This is a genomic window from Gemmatimonadales bacterium (assembly GCA_036500345.1).
GTDB lineage: Bacteria > Gemmatimonadota > Gemmatimonadetes > Gemmatimonadales > GWC2-71-9 > Palsa-1233.
In genome coordinates, this window is the sequence record DASYCE010000001.1 from 1 (window position 1) to 14,612 (window position 14,612).

Genomic DNA, 14,612 nt, shown 5'->3' on the forward strand with positions numbered 1-14,612 from the left:
ACCACGCTCCATGTTGCCGCTCGAGATGCACCCCGCGCGGGCCGCGGGGTCGCGTCTCTCCAACCACTTGCAGGAGGGATCTGATGCGATTTCGTGTGCTGGCTCTCCCCTTGGCGTTCCTTGCGGTCGGTGCCGCGCAGCTCAACGCGCAGGCATTCAAGGCAGGCACCAATTACATCGGTCCATCGATCTCGCTCGCAACGTATGGGAGCACCGTCGCCTTCGAGGGGAATTTCGAGCACGCGATCAATGACAAGTGGGGCTGGGGGCTGTCGGCGGGATACTGGTCCTATGGCGTGGTCGACTTCAACTACCACGTCATCCCGGTCGCCGGGACCGTCGCATACCACTTCACGGTCAGCAACGAAAAGCTCGACCCATTTGTCGGTGGCTCGGTGGGCGTCTTCATCTTCAGCTGCAGCGGCGCGCACGGCGATTGCGGCGCCGGCGCCCGATCGACCGGCTTGCTCATCGGGCCGTTCGGCGGAGTCCGCTATTGGCTGAAGGACAATCTCGCGCTGACCGGACGCGTCGGATACGGCATCGGCTTCCTGACGGCCGGCGTCGACTTCAAGATGTGATCTGCAGTCCCTGTTGCTGACTTGTTCCGGAGTCTCGATGCGATTGCGTCTTGCCACGTTGACGGTCGTCCTGGCGCTTGTCATCGCTCCCCGCGCGCCGGCACAGGCACAGACACAGGCACAGGCACAGGCGCCGAAAAGTGCCGAGGTGCTGACCAACCAGTCCGTGGTCCAGATGGTTCTCGCCAAGGTGCCGAAGGACGTGATCCAGGCGAAGGTGCAATCGACCAGGAGTGACTTTGATATCTCCGTTTCCGGCCTGATCGGCCTCCAGGCGAACAAGGTGTCGGCCGACCTCATGAAGGCGATGATGTCGGCCGGCGCCAAGAAACCGTCCACCGAAGTCCTGACCAACGAGTCCGTGATCAACATGGTGGCATCGAAACTCCCCAAGGATGTCATCCTCGCGAAAATCCAGTCGACCAAGAAGAACTTCGACATCACGAGCGATGGCCTTGTGTCGCTGAACACCAACAAGGTGCCGAAGGAAGTGGTGACCGTGATGATGGCCGCCGGTCACTGAGACCACTGCGGCGGCCCGGTTCGATTCCTGACCCCTACTCGAACAAGTGAGATGCCGATGTTCCGCACCAGATGCTGGTCGGGCGCGTTGCTGGTCGTGCTCGGAGTGGGAACGGTGGCCGCGCAGCAACCAGAGCTGGTCCGCGTCCGCGCCGACCGTGCCAATGTCCGCGTCGCGCCGTCGATTGATTCGATGGTGACCCGGGTCCTCTCCAAGGGGACAGTCCTGACCGCCGTCGGGCACGACAGCGGATGGGTCAAGGTCGAGCTCGCCGAGTTGCAGCTCAAGGGGTGGATCGCGCGCAACCTCGTGGAACCGGTGACCGCTGCGGGCGCTGCACCGGTCGCTGCCGCGACGAAGGCCGCCAGCATGCAGGAGAGCTCAGCATCAGCTCCGGCAACGTCAACCGCAGCGTCGGCGACGCGTGCCGAGCCACCGCCGCCACCACCACCAGCGCCCTTGTCATCGACGCGGCCCGGCGCTGCGAACGCTTCCCCGACGAGCAACTTGCCACCGATGGCGGCGGCGACCGCCGCCGCGAGCACCGATGACCGGATGCACGTACAACTAATTGCCGGTTGGCTCCGGACGACTGGCGCAGGCAGTGACGCCAGCGGCAATGCGGTCCACGGAATTCGTGGCGCGGTCGGATTTGTGGTGCCCGTCGCGAGTGGCGTCGGGATCATGCCGGAACTTGGTGTCAATCGGTACACCAGGACGACCACGGACAACTCGTTCGGTGTCGAGAGCACTTCCTCCCTGGTCGAGTACGACGCAGTGGCGTCGTTCCTGGTCCGTCCCAGGTTCGGGTCGGAGAGCGCCAGCTTCTTCATCGTGGCCGGACCCACAATCACCTACGACGTCCACTGCAATGCATCGACTTCCGGCGACGGCTTTTCGTTCTCGGGTTCCTGCACCGGAAGCGGCAGCGACCGGTTGGACTACGGAATCACTGGCGGCGCCGGCGCGCAGCTCGGCCCACTGGTTCTCCAGGTGCGGTACACCTTTGGCCTGCACAACTTCGATTCGGATTTTGGTGGAAGCCTGAGGACGCGTACGCTTTTGCTCAGCGGCGGCCTGATCCTCTAGCCAAGCGGCAGGATCTGCACGCTGGTCCCGGCCGGGAGCGCAGCATTCCCTGCCGGGATCAGCGCCAGCGCGTCGGCGCGTGCAATCGAGGTGAGAAAGCCCGACCCCTGCGGGCCGGTGGGGACGACTCGCCGCTCGCCATCGTCGGCGCATTCGATCACGCACCGGATGTACTGATCGAGGACTGGCTCCCGGGGGAAGTCCTGCGTGAGCACGGCGCGTTGCCACCGCCGCGCCGGCGACCGGCTTCCTCGCATGATCGCGATCGCCGGCCGGCCGAAGAGCTCGAAGGTCACCATCGCGCTCACCGGATTCCCGGGCAGCGCGAGCCACGGCAGTCCGCCGGGAAAGACGCCGAAGGTGGTCGGCCCGCCCGGGCGCATCCGGACCCGGTCGAACGGCGTGACCACGCCCAGCGCCGTCATCACTTCTCGCACGTGGTCGTGATCGCCCACGCTCACGCCGCCCGCCGTAATCAGCAGGTCAATCTGCTCAGCCGAGACAATCCGTTCCTTCAGAGCGCCGCAGCTATCGGGGGCGATGCCGAGCGGAACCGGCACCGCGCCGGCATCGCGCACCAACGCCGCGAGGGCCGGTCCGTTGACGTCGGCGAGTGACTGGGATGCGAGGACCCGGTCGACCTGGTCCAGGCTCACCACCTCGTCACCGGTGGCCAGGATGCCGACGCGCGGCGCCCGATGGACCATCGGATGGGTGATGGCCAGCGCGGCGAGCAGTCCGATCTGCCGTGGGCCGATCTCCGTCCCCGCCGCGAACGCCACGGCGCCGCGCTCAAGGTCAGCGCCTCCTCGGCGAACATTGGCCCCCGCGTCGCGGGCGTCGACGATCTGGACCATCTCCCGTCCCCGGTCGGTGTCTTCCTGGCGCACCACACTATCGGCGCCGGCGGGGACCGGGGCACCGGTGAAGATCCGCATCGCGTCGCCGGCTTCGACGGTTCGGTCGGGGAATGTCCCGGCCTGGCTCGTTCCGACGACGCGCAGCGAGACGGGACGGCTACGCGTGGCGCCGTGGAGATCGGCCGCACGCACCGCGTATCCGTCCATGGCGGCGTTGGTCCAGGGGGGCAGCGGAATGGTGGCGCGAACGTCGTCGGCGAGGATGTGGCCGACCGCATCGGCGAGGGGAATTCGGACCGCCGGCTGGGGGATGAGCTGCGCCGCAATCGCGCGCTCGGCGTCGTCGGCCGACACGACGCGCATCGGCTAGTAGCGTCTCCCGCGGTTCTTTTCGAGCACGACGTCGAAGCCCACCATCACGCTGATGACGTGCCTGAACGCGTGCGTGATTGATGGGACGAATCCCTGGCCCTCGGAAACCGGTCCGGCGACCATCGACAGCGGCAGCCACGTTTCGCGCACTTCAGCCCTGATCTGGTAGCCGCTGCTCGGTGCGGTCGCGAATCCCGCGGCGAGTGACGCGCTGACCCGGATCGGCTTCCAGGCGGGATCGCGGTACACCGTGAGTTGCAGCACCGCGGTGTCGGCCACCACGCCGTAGATCGACTCCATTTCGACCGTGCTGAGCGGGGTGAACGCGAGTCCCGCCATCCCCTTGAAATAGGGCTGGATCAACGTGCGCGTCAGTGGCCGATAGATCGCGCCTCCCTGCATGGTGGTCACCGACGCGGGACGCTGGTCGCCTTTCAGTGCGTTGCACGCAGCCGCCAGGTCGGGATCGCCGTTGTCGTGGACGATGGTGCATCCATCGGTGGAACCGAGGCCGAGATAGGTGAACTCCCCCGTGAAGCCGAAGTGGGGCCTCGGGAAATAGGTCACCGATCCGCTCAGCGAAATATCGGACCGGAGTTCACGGGTGAGATGCCAGGTCTCCGGATTGCAGCTCAGGCCAACCGAACAGATCGGCTGGTCGACATCCCAGAGGTGCAGCGACGAGACATACCCGCCCGAGATTCCCACGGCGAGGCGCGCCTGATCATTGGTACGCTGGGCGGAGAGGTTGGTCGTCGCGGCGAAGAGCACGACCGCTGCGGTACGGCATGCGAGCACACGGTGACGCTCGATCATCGAAGACTCCGCCCTACTCCAGAGGGTCAGCCAGTTCCGGTGCAATCGGCCCAGAGCGTGGCATCCTCCGCCACGCGGACTCGTTCCAGCTCCACACCGGAAGGGAGACGTGGTGCGATCTGGCGCCAGCACCATGCCGCGAATGCTTCGCACGTCGGCAGCCATCCCCTCGACGCGAAATCAGCGATCGCTTCATTAAGGTGGCGTCCGTCGATCGGTTTGGCGATCTCGTCGGTCAGAATGCGGTCAAGGAGGGCAAGATCGATCAGGGTCTGTCTGGCCTCGTCGATCACGCCGCCGACCGTGATCTCGATGCGATACAGATGGCCGTGATCGCCGGTTGGACCGGCATCCGGATAGCGATGGCGCGCGTGCAGCGAGATCGCCCGCGTCAAGGCACAGCGTGCTGTATTTTTCGTTACCACCATGCGAATCCGAAGCCGACCCGGATCTCCGGCGTCAACGTGTATTGCGAACTGACGCCGGTCGGATTGACCGCATTCGGTGCGGTGAGCGTTCCCGGCTGCTGCGACGGCTCGAGCGAGTACGAGGTCGGGTAGTCCAGCTTCCAGAACAATCCGCGAACCTCGGCGCGCAGATACAGCCGTTGCGACAGGAAGTACCGCGTTCCCAGCGAGGGGCCGAAGTAGACCTTGGTTCCGAACGAGTACCCCGATGTGTCGGTGGCCGGACCACTCTGCCCGTGCAGGAATCCGAAATTCGCAGCGGCGAACGGCGCGAATCCACGCCAGGTCTTGCCTCCGGTGACGTTGAGCTGGATCCCGATTTCGCCGGCAATGAGGCGCTGATTGAACAGGCCCTTGTTGCGCGTGGCAAGCGAGTCATTGGCATCGATGACCGATCGCACCGTCCCGGCGGTCCATCCGCCGAACGAGAACTGCAGGGCGTTCTTGCCGCGAAGGACGAAGCGTGCCCCTTCCGAATAGCCATTGCGCGGGCCGAGCTGCAGCAGGCCACCGGTGCCGAGGATCCGGCCGCCGAGGGCTTCGACGAAGGCACCGCGCTGGATTTCGTGATACGGTGACTGCGATGGCAGAAACCCCACCTGCGCGACGAGCGGGGCGGGGGCGAGGGCAAGGGCGAAGGCCAGGTAGGTGCGCATCCTCAAAACTAGCCTCGCAAGAGCGCTCGCCCCGTCATCTCCGCCGGCTGCTCGAGCCCCAGCAGCGCCAGGAGGGTCGGGGCGACGTCACAGAGCGCGCCGCCCGAGCGCAGCGCATGGGTGGTACCCAGCGCCACGAACGGCACTGGATTGGTGGTATGGGCCGTGTGCGGGCCACCGGTGGCGGGATCGATCATCTGTTCGGCATTGCCGTGATCCGCGGTCACCATGACCATCACATTTGATGCGGCCGCCGTCGCGAGGATCCGTCCGAGCGAATCATCAACCGTCTCGATCGCCTTGATCACTGCCGGGAGGACCCCGGTGTGCCCGACCATGTCGGCGTTGGCGAAGTTGGCGAGATAGAAGTCATGCTCGCGATGCTGCAGCGCGGTGCAGAGGACCTCGGTGATCCCGGCCGCACTCATTTCCGGTTGCAGGTCGTAGGTGGCGACCTTGGCGGACGGGACCAGCGTCCGCTCCTCGCCGGGCCACGGCGGTTCGTGACCGCCATTGAAGAAGTACGTCACGTGCGGATACTTCTCGGTCTCGGCGGTCCGGAACTGCCGCCGCTCGGCGCCGCTCAGCACTTCGGTGAGAATGCGGACCATCGAGAACGGGGCGAACGCCTGCGGCAGTGTGAAGGTCTGGTCGTACTGCGTCATCGTCGCGGCGAACAATTCCGGCCGCTCGCCGACGGGAAAGCCGGTGAATCCCGGCGAGGTGAGCGCCGCAACGATCTGCCGCATCCGGTCGGACCGGTAATTGAAGAAGAAGATGGCGTCTCCACCGCGCATCGTCGCGACCGGCTCGCCGTGCGCGGTGATGACGAGCGGCTTGATGAACTCGTCGGTCTCGCCGCGCGCGTACGCGTCGAGCACGGCAGGGACCGGATCCGCCGCCTGGATTCCGACGCCATGGACCATCGCGTCATATGCCAGACGGGTTCGATCCCACCGTTTGTCGCGATCCATCGCGAAGTACCGCCCGGTGAGCGATGCAATGACGGTGCGGCCCCCGCCGATACTGGCGATATCGCGCTGCAGTCCGGCCACCACATCGCCGGCGGACTTCGGCGGCGAATCGCGACCATCGAGGAAGCCGTGGATGGCAATGCGGGGAACATCGAGCTCGACCATCGCCGCGATGACGGCACGGAGATGGGCGTCGATCGCATGCACGCCGCCTGGGCCGAGGAGTCCGGCCAGGTGCACCGTGCTGCGATTCCTGATCGCGTGCGCGGCCACCGCTTCGATCGCCCGGAGGTGCTGGAATTCGCCGCGTTCGATGCTCTGGTTGATGCGGACGAGGTCCTGCGGGACGACGCGTCCGGCCCCGAGATTGAGGTGCCCGACTTCGCTGTTTCCCATCTGTCCCGCCGGCAGGCCGACGGCGAGTCCGCTGGCATCGAGGAGCGTCATCGGCGCGGTCGCGAGGAGCCGATCCCATACTGGTGTATTCGCCATCGCGATGGCATTGCCGTCGGTTTCGGTGCGCCACCCCCAGCCGTCCAGGACGAGGAGGAGCACTGCAGGCGAAGATCGAGTGGCGGGGCTCACGGTCAGTCGTGCTCCGGCGGTACCGGGAAGAGCAACGAAGGTAGCCGACCTGCGGGAACCGGCCAACCAGAACCTTTGACGTGCGACCTCACGCACGATAGACTGCCCACAATGCCACGCGTCTTCCGATTGGCTCTGTTCACGATGGCGATGGTTTGCGGCACGGCGCCGCGCCTCCGGGCGCAATCGCCGCGGCCGCTCGCGGTCGAGACTGACCTGGACAAGGATCCGTCCGGGATCGTCCTGCTGCATCTCACGCGTGGAACGCCGGTGACCACGGGGCCGGCTCGCGGCGAGTGGATCCAGGCAACAGTCGACGGATGGATTGCGCAGAATGCGCTGCGCGACGACAAGCGTGACGGATTCGACGTCAGCGTGAGTCCGACCGCCGGCACCACGCTTCGCGCCGGTCCCGCCAGCGGCGGGACGCTCGCGACCGCTCGGCTCGGCGCGCTCTTCGACCGGGTCGAGACGAGAGGTGGCTGGACCCATGTGCGGCGGACCGGGTGGATCGTGTCGAGCGCGCTGATTGCGCCGAAGACGAATCCGGTCGCGCCGAAGCCCAATCCGCCGCCGCCCGCGGCGCCACAGCCATTGGCGGCAGCCCCGGCGCACCCGGCGACGACGATTGCCGCCGGTGCTGCGATCTCGGCGTCAGCGGGAAGCGCTCCGGTTGCCACGGTCGAGGCGCCACTCCCCGCTGAAGTCGTCGAGCACAGGAACGGCTGGGCCCACGTGAAGATCGATGCGTGGGTGCACGATGCGACGCTCGGCAATGCACAGGCGCCGAACACGATCACGGCGGCCGAGATTCGCGCCGCTCCCGACAAGTACGTCGGCCAGACCGTGGAATGGACAGTGCAGATACTCGGCATCGAAACCGCCGACGAGTTGCGTCCCGAGCTTCCTGCCGGCGAACCGTATCTCCTGGCGCGAGGTCCGCTGCCGGAGAGTGGTTTCCTCTACATCGGGATCACCAAGGATGAGGCGCAATCGTTCCGGCGGCTGGAACCGCTCGCCCGGGTGAAGATCCGCGCGACGATCCGTGCCGGCCGCTCACGCTTCCTACCGACGCCGGTGCTCAACCTGGTCCGGCGTCTCGACTGAAGGACGGACCGTGAACGAACATCTCAAGGATCGCATCGAGCGCGCCATCGACAACCTGTCCGACGAGCGCGGCTACCAGATTCTCGACTACATCGAGTTCCTGGGCAGCAAGTACGCCGAGCGGTCCAGCCCGACCAACATCTTCGCGAAAATGACCGACAAGGCCGAAGACCTGCTGCGTGCGGGAAAGATGCCGATCGACGCCATCAGCGGGACGGTGACGTTCTTCGATGGGGCGTCGAAGGTGATGAAGGGACTCGCATCGGCGGCGCAATCGGTGGTCGAAGAGGCGTCGCGCACGGCGCAGAACATTGCGGCACAAAAACCACCCGCGACACCGTCAGCGGGCGAAGGGGAGTCCGCGTCGCCCGATCCGGGCGCAAAGCCGTGATGCGGCGGTAATCAGGAAATCGACAGGACCGGATCGCCGAGCGCCGCCATCTTCGGGCGCACGCCGAGACCCGGTTCCCGCGACGCAGCGAGCCGCCCGTGCTGTCGGCGTGGCGCGCCATCGGCAAATGCCACCGTGACATACGAGTTGAAATCGGTCGCCGAGAAAAGGAAGCGTTCCGGCGTGCTGTGGGCGAGGTGGGCAATCGCCGCGGTGATGATGTCGCCGCCCCAGGTGTCCTCGATCGTCATCGCGATGCCGAGCGAGACGCAGAGGTCGCGAATCTGTCGCGCACGGGTCAGGCCGCCGACCTTGGAGATCTTGAGATTGATCACGTCCATCGCGCCGTCTGCGGCACCGCGCACCACCATGCCGATCCCGTCGATCACTTCGTCGAGGATGAAGGGACGATCGGTGTGGCGGCGCACCGCGAGACATTCCTCGTACGAAGTGCACGGCTGCTCGAGGTAGACATCGACATCGCGCACCGCGCCGGCGACGCGAATCGCCGCGTGCTGTGTCCATCCGGTATTCGCGTCGGCAATCAGGACGTCACCCGGTGCCAGTACTCCTGCCGCCGCACGAATCCGCTCGATATCGGTGTCGGGATCGCCGCCGACCTTGAGCTGAAACTTGGTGTATCCCTCGCTGCGGTACTGCGCGATGTGCTGCGCCATCACGTCGGGAGGTTCCTGCGAGATCGCGCGGTACAGCGCGAAATCCTCGCCGGCGCGGCCGCCCATCAACGTCACTGCGGGGAGTCCGCAGGCATGACCGAGAATGTCCCAGCACGCCATGTCGATCGCCGACTTGACGTACGGGTGTCCGCGCATCGCGGCGTCCATCTGGTCGTTGAGGCGGGCGAGGTCGCACGGATCGGAGCCGATCAGCTGCGGCGCGAGTTCGGCGATCCCGGTCCGCGCACCGCGCGCATACGCCGGCAGATATGCCGGGCCGAGCGGACAGACTTCACCCCAGCCGGTGATGCCGGCATCGGTGTCGATCGCGACGACGGTCGAATCGAAGACCGTGACCGCGTTGCCGCCCGACCACTTGTAGCTCGCCTCGTGCAGCGGCAGGTCGATCTGATAGGCGCGAATGCCGGTAATTCGCATCAGGCGACCGATGCGGCGTTGCGCGATGCGACCCAGAGCGTTGCCGACGTGTAGAGCAGCACCACGACAACCACCCACTTCACCACGCTCAGGGGCAACTCCTTCACCAGGAACGCGGCGATGAAGACGCCGGGGATGCCGCCGATCGCGAGGCCGATCGCGGTGCGGCGATCGAATCGTCCGGCGCGAAAGAAGCGCAGCGCCGCGGCGGGGAGAATCAGCGACGCCGACGCAGCCATGATCGGGAAGACGGCCTTCTCGTTCATGCCGAGCATGTAGGTCATCGCCATCGTGGGGGCGTAATTGCCGATACCGAGCGACGTGAGCGAGCCGATCACCACGCTGCCGATGATCGCGACCACAAGCGGGAGGCCGGTGAAGCCCGTGGTGCCTGCGGTGTGCGAAAGATTCAAGAGCATCCGGACCGCCATGAACGCCGCAGTGATCACCAGGGCGATGGCCATGCCGCGCTGGATCGCGCGACGCGGCCAGTTCGCCACGATCCCGGCGCCGTACCACGCGCCGACCCCGCCGGCGAGTACCATCGTGACGATCGTCGGCAGGTCGATCAATCCGCCGAGGAGGATGATGAAGATCACCGCCTCCGTGATTGTCGGGATCGCATGACCGACATTCAGCGTGCCGGGGATATTCTCGTCCTCGACGATTCGACCGAGGCGGAGAATTGCCGTCGTCGTGGCAAACGATCCGATCCCGAGCGTGTCGAAGAAGTCGGTGACGGTGCCGAGGAGGAACAGCCCCGCCATCGGGGTGGCGCGTTCACGGCTGGCCGTGGTCGACGGAATGGCAGACATCAGGGTCCCTTCATGGAAACAGTGATGGCGCGGCGAATTCGGGATGTCGGAGTGACCGTTGATGATAGCGGAATCGGGCGCGCGCCGTGAGTCTCTCGGTTGCCTGCTTCTGGCGTCCGCGCTAGACTTCTGGATGTTCCCGCCTGCACAATTGTCTTGCTGATGAGTCGACTCCGACCCGAATACGGCCTGACGTTCGACGACGTCCTCCTGATCCCCAGGCGGTCGAGCGTCCACCCCAGAAACGTGCAGACCGCCTCGTCGTTCACCCGCGCCATCCCGCTCAATATTCCGCTGGTCTCCGCCGCCATGGACACCGTCACCGAAGCCGAGATGGCGATCGCCATGGCGCGCGCCGGCGGCATCGGCGTGATCCACAAGAACATGTCGATCGACCGCCAGGCGGCGGAGGTCGACCGGGTGAAGCGCAGCGAGAGCGGGATGATCATGAACCCGATCACCCTCGGCCCCGATCGTCCGCTCCGTGAAGCGCACGCGCTGATGCGGCGGTTCCGGATTTCGGGGGTCCCGATCGTCGACGGGAACGGGCGATTGATCGGGATCATCACCAATCGCGACCTGCAATTCGAATCCAATCTCGGCCGGCCGATCGCCGAAGCGATGACCCGCGACTCGCTGGTGACGACACCGGTCGGCACGACGCTCGCCGAAGCCGAAGCGATTCTCGCGCGGCACCGGATCGAGAAGCTCCCGGTTGTCGATGCCGACGGCATCCTCAAGGGGCTGATTACCGTCAAGGACATCTTCAAGCGCCGCGATTTTCCCGACGCGAACAAGGATCAGCACGGCCGCCTTCGCGTGGCTGCCGCGGTGGGCGCCGGTGCCGAGGCGGCGGTGCGGGCCAAGGCGCTGGTCGGCGCCGGTGTCGACGTGGTCGTCATCGATTCGGCGCACGGACATTCCGACGGCGTCCTCGAGACCGTCGCTGCGCTGCGCGAGTCATACCCGGAGGTCCAGCTGGTCGGCGGCAACATCGCGACCGAGGCGGGAGCTCGCGCGCTGGTGGAGCGCGGCGTTGACGCCGTGAAGGTCGGGATCGGCCCGGGCTCGATCTGCACCACGCGGGTGGTGACCGGCGTCGGCGTCCCGCAGATCACGGCGATCATCGACGCGGTGCGCGGTGCGGGGGAGATTCCGGTGATCGCCGACGGCGGGATCAAGTATTCCGGCGACATGGTCAAGGCGCTCGCCGCCGGGGCCGCCAGTGTGATGATGGGATCGATGCTCGCCGGAACCGAAGAGAGCCCGGGGGAGAGCATCCTCGCCGAGGGGCGGCGCTTCAAGCTGATTCGCGGAATGGGATCGCTGAGCGCGATGCAGGATGGCTCGGCGGACCGGTACTTTCAGGAGGGCGAAGTCTCGGTCTCGAAGCTCGTTCCGGAAGGGATCGAGGGGCGCGTCCCGTACAAAGGGCCGGTCGCCGATGTACTCTTCCAGATGGTCGGCGGGCTGCGCAGCGGGATGGGATACTGCGGCGTCGCCGATATCGAGGCACTCCAGCGCGACACCGAGTTCACCAGGATCACCTCGGCCGGGTTGCGCGAATCGCATCCGCATGACGTGACGATTACCCGGGAAGCGCCCAACTACAGCGTCTGACGCTTCGCGGGGCACCATCCACTCCAGTGGGAGAATCGCATCATGAGTCTGTGGGCCACCAAGTCCATTGCCGATCTGCGCGCCGAGGCTGAGGCGACGAACGAGCACAGCCTCAAGCGTTCGCTGACGGCGGGTAACCTTACGGCACTCGGGATCGGCGCGATCATCGGCGCCGGGATCTTCGTCCTGACGGGACAGGCGGCCGCGCTGTACGCCGGGCCCGCGGTCCCGCTCTCGATGATCATCGTCGGCATCGCGTGCGCCTTCGCCGGACTCTGCTACGCCGAGATGGCGAGCGTGGTCCCGGTCGCCGGGAGCGCCTACACCTACTCCTACGCGACGATGGGCGAACTCGTCGCCTGGATCATCGGCTGGGACCTGGTCCTCGAATACGCCGCCGGTGCCGCGACGGTCGGCGTCGGCTGGGGTGGACACCTCGTCGACCTCTTCCACAATCTCGGGATCGCGCTCCCCGCAACGCTGACCAACGCGCCGACGCGCTGGTGCGAAGCCGAAGACGTGGCGAAGGCTGTTGCCGGATGCGCCCACACCGGTATCAACATGACCGGTGCATTGCTCAACTTCCCGGCGATGTTCATCGTCATCCTGATGTCGACGATCCTGGTGATCGGCATCAAGGAATCGGCGACGTTCAACAACTTCATCGTGATCCTCAAGGTCCTCATCGTCCTGCTGATCATCGCGGTCGGTCTCGGCCACATCAACACCGCCAACCTGCATCCGTTCATCCCGGACAACACCGGCAAATGGGGCACCTTCGGTTATTCCGGCGTGCTGCGCGGCGCGGGGATGGTCTTCTTCGCGTACATCGGATTCGACGCGGTCTCGACTGCAGCGCAGGAAGCGAAGAATCCGCAGCGCGACCTCCCGATCGGCATCCTCGCGTCGCTGGGGATCTGCACGCTCCTGTACGTCGCCGTGTCCGCGGTGCTCGTCGGGATGGTGCCGTACACCGAGCTCAACGTCTCGGCTCCGATGGCATTCGCGATGGACAAGATCGGTGCCCCGTTCATCATCCGGATTCTCGTTGACGTCGGTGCAGTGCTCGGTCTCGGCTCAGTGGTGCTCGTGATGCTGCTCGGCCAGTCGCGGGTCTTCTACTCGATGTCACGAGACGGCCTGATCGGTGGATGGGGCTCGCGGGTGCATCCCAAGTTTCGCACGCCGTATCTGTCGACGATCTTCACCGGCATCGCGGTCACTATCGCCGCCGGCATCCTTCCCCTCGACGTCATCTCGCAGCTGGTCAACATCGGCACGCTGCTCGCCTTCGTGCTGGTCTGCATTGGCGTGATGGTGTTGCGGAAAGTGCGTCCCGACCTCGAACGGCCGTTCCGCACGCCATGGGTGCCGCTGGTACCGATTCTCGGCGTGATCTGCTGCTTCGGTCTGATGCTGACGCTGCCGGGCTACACCTGGCTCCGACTCATCGTGTGGCTGATCATCGGCCTCTGCATCTACTTCACCTACGGTCGCAAGCACAGTACGCTGCAGCGCTCGCTCGCGGGAGGAGCGGCACCGCACGGCTGATCGCTCAACGGTCGCATGCGAATGGGGGCGGAGCCGGGAGAGCGGCGACGCCCCCATTCGTTTTACCTTCACGACATGTCTTCCTCGGGACTTGATCCGGATGCAATCGCGGCAATCGCCGGTCTGGCACTGCCACGCCGGAGAATCTGCCTCACCACCCATGTGAATCCCGATGGAGACGGCCTCGGGAGCGAGGTCGCCATGGCGCACCTGCTCCGCGCGGCCGGCGCCGACGTCTGCATCACCAATCCCACCGCGACGCCGCCGCGCTTCGGTTTCCTCTTCGAGGATCTTCCCGGCGTTGATCGCTCCGACCATGCGGTCAAGGAACTCCGACGGGCCGAGGCGATCATCGTGCTCGACATCGCCGACCTCGCACGGCTCGGATCGCTGGCCGATACGGTTCGCGAGCGCGGCGTGCCGGTGGGATGCATCGACCACCACGTCAGTCCCGGCACGCTCCCGCCCGGGCCGAGGCTTGTCGATCCCACCGCCGCCGCGACAGGAGAGCTGGTTGCCCTCCTTGCTCGCGAATCGGGGTGGCACCTCACCACGGCAATGGCACGAGCGCTCTATGTCGCCCTGGTGACCGACACCGGTGGCTTCCGCTTCTCCAACACCCGCCCCCGGACGTTGCGCGTTGCGGCTGACCTGCTGGAGGCAGGCGTCGACCCCGAGCAGGTCTATCTCGACGTCTACGCCGGCGCGCCGCCCGGCCGGCCGCGGTTGCTGGCCGAGGTGCTCGAAACGCTGGTGGTCGAAGACAAAATCGGCCTCGCCTGGATCACCGTTCCATCGGGGGCGCTCGAGCGCCACCAGGTCGAATCCGACGATCTTGACGGTGCGGTGGAGCACGCGCGATCGGTTCGCGGGGTGCGGCTGGCGCTCCTGTTCCGCGAAGTCTCCGGCGATCGGATCAAGGTCTCGTTCCGCAGTGTCGGCGCGGTCAACGTTGCGGAGCTGGCACGCCGGTTTGGCGGTGGCGGCCATGCGAAGGCGTCCGGCGTGGCACTGCCGGGAACGATGGCGCAGGTGCAATCGACGGTACTCGCCGCCTCGCGCGAATATCTGCGCAGTTGAATTCGCGCGG

15 protein-coding genes are annotated in these 14,612 nt (G+C 66.1%); 8 read left to right on the forward strand and 7 right to left on the reverse strand.

Features of this window, described 5'->3' with window-relative positions; genetic code table 11:
* Window positions 1-83: 83 nt before the first annotated feature.
* The 3 genes from VGM20_00005 to VGM20_00015 are packed head-to-tail and all read left to right on the forward strand — an operon-like array spanning window position 84 to window position 2,193.
* Window positions 84-581: a hypothetical protein gene (locus VGM20_00005; GenBank protein HEY4099236.1), complete on the forward strand. Its 498-nt coding sequence runs from the start codon at window positions 84-86 to the stop codon at window positions 579-581.
* Between the two features lie 37 nt (window positions 582-618).
* Window positions 619-1,104, forward strand: a complete 486-nt coding sequence (locus tag VGM20_00010) for a hypothetical protein (protein ID HEY4099237.1) — start codon at window positions 619-621, stop codon at window positions 1,102-1,104.
* A gap of 57 nt (window positions 1,105-1,161) precedes the next feature.
* Window positions 1,162-2,193, forward strand: coding sequence for an SH3 domain-containing protein (locus VGM20_00015; GenBank protein ID HEY4099238.1), 1,032 nt, complete (start codon window positions 1,162-1,164; stop codon window positions 2,191-2,193).
* Here the strand turns inward: VGM20_00015 and glp are convergent.
* Genes glp through gpmI form a run of 5 tightly spaced genes read right to left on the reverse strand, consistent with a single transcriptional unit; the run spans window position 2,190 to window position 6,893 of the window.
* Complete coding sequence (glp, locus tag VGM20_00020; protein HEY4099239.1) at window positions 2,190-3,416, reverse strand: gephyrin-like molybdotransferase Glp; 1,227 nt, start codon at window positions 3,414-3,416, stop codon at window positions 2,190-2,192. The two genes, VGM20_00015 and glp, sit on opposite strands and share 4 nt — an antisense overlap.
* Window positions 3,417-3,419: 3 nt before the next feature.
* Window positions 3,420-4,241 (reverse strand): hypothetical protein, encoded by an 822-nt coding sequence (locus tag VGM20_00025; protein ID HEY4099240.1) that lies wholly within the window; start codon window positions 4,239-4,241, stop codon window positions 3,420-3,422.
* Window positions 4,242-4,267: 26 nt separating this feature from the next.
* Complete coding sequence (locus tag VGM20_00030) at window positions 4,268-4,636, reverse strand: 6-carboxytetrahydropterin synthase (protein HEY4099241.1); 369 nt, start codon at window positions 4,634-4,636, stop codon at window positions 4,268-4,270.
* A gap of 23 nt (window positions 4,637-4,659) precedes the next feature.
* Window positions 4,660-5,364 carry a hypothetical protein gene (locus VGM20_00035; GenBank protein HEY4099242.1) on the reverse strand — a complete coding sequence of 235 codons (705 nt, stop codon included), beginning with the start codon at window positions 5,362-5,364 and terminating at the stop codon, window positions 4,660-4,662.
* 8 nt (window positions 5,365-5,372) lie between these two features.
* On the reverse strand, window positions 5,373-6,893 hold the full coding sequence (gpmI, locus tag VGM20_00040) for a 2,3-bisphosphoglycerate-independent phosphoglycerate mutase (GenBank protein HEY4099243.1): 1,521 nt from the start codon (window positions 6,891-6,893) through the stop codon (window positions 5,373-5,375).
* Between the two features lie 141 nt (window positions 6,894-7,034).
* On the opposite strand from gpmI, the gene VGM20_00045 reads away from it, so the two are divergent.
* Both VGM20_00045 and VGM20_00050 read left to right on the forward strand, forming a co-directional pair.
* Window positions 7,035-8,030: a hypothetical protein gene (locus VGM20_00045; protein HEY4099244.1), complete on the forward strand. Its 996-nt coding sequence runs from the start codon at window positions 7,035-7,037 to the stop codon at window positions 8,028-8,030.
* Window positions 8,031-8,040: 10 nt separating this feature from the next.
* On the forward strand, window positions 8,041-8,421 hold the full coding sequence (locus tag VGM20_00050; protein HEY4099245.1) for a hypothetical protein: 381 nt from the start codon (window positions 8,041-8,043) through the stop codon (window positions 8,419-8,421).
* Between the two features lie 11 nt (window positions 8,422-8,432).
* On the opposite strand, the gene VGM20_00055 is transcribed toward VGM20_00050, so the two are convergent.
* Window positions 8,433-9,536 (reverse strand): cis-3-hydroxy-L-proline dehydratase, encoded by a 1,104-nt coding sequence (locus VGM20_00055; GenBank protein HEY4099246.1) that lies wholly within the window; start codon window positions 9,534-9,536, stop codon window positions 8,433-8,435.
* Window positions 9,536-10,351: a sulfite exporter TauE/SafE family protein gene (locus tag VGM20_00060; GenBank protein ID HEY4099247.1), complete on the reverse strand. Its 816-nt coding sequence runs from the start codon at window positions 10,349-10,351 to the stop codon at window positions 9,536-9,538. The genes VGM20_00055 and VGM20_00060 overlap by 1 nt, the downstream gene beginning before the upstream one ends.
* A 162-nt stretch (window positions 10,352-10,513) precedes the next feature.
* Here VGM20_00060 and guaB point away from each other — a divergent pair, with 162 nt between their 5' ends.
* The 3 genes from guaB (at window position 10,514) to VGM20_00075 (ending at window position 14,602) form a co-directional block, all read left to right on the forward strand.
* The gene (gene guaB / locus VGM20_00065) at window positions 10,514-11,971 is read left to right on the forward strand and encodes an IMP dehydrogenase (protein ID HEY4099248.1); all 1,458 of its coding nucleotides are present in this window, start codon (window positions 10,514-10,516) and stop codon (window positions 11,969-11,971) included.
* Between the two features lie 42 nt (window positions 11,972-12,013).
* Window positions 12,014-13,522 (forward strand): amino acid permease, encoded by a 1,509-nt coding sequence (locus VGM20_00070; GenBank protein ID HEY4099249.1) that lies wholly within the window; start codon window positions 12,014-12,016, stop codon window positions 13,520-13,522.
* 75 nt (window positions 13,523-13,597) lie between these two features.
* The gene (locus VGM20_00075) at window positions 13,598-14,602 is read left to right on the forward strand and encodes a bifunctional oligoribonuclease/PAP phosphatase NrnA (protein ID HEY4099250.1); all 1,005 of its coding nucleotides are present in this window, start codon (window positions 13,598-13,600) and stop codon (window positions 14,600-14,602) included.
* Window positions 14,603-14,612: the final 10 nt, after the last annotated feature.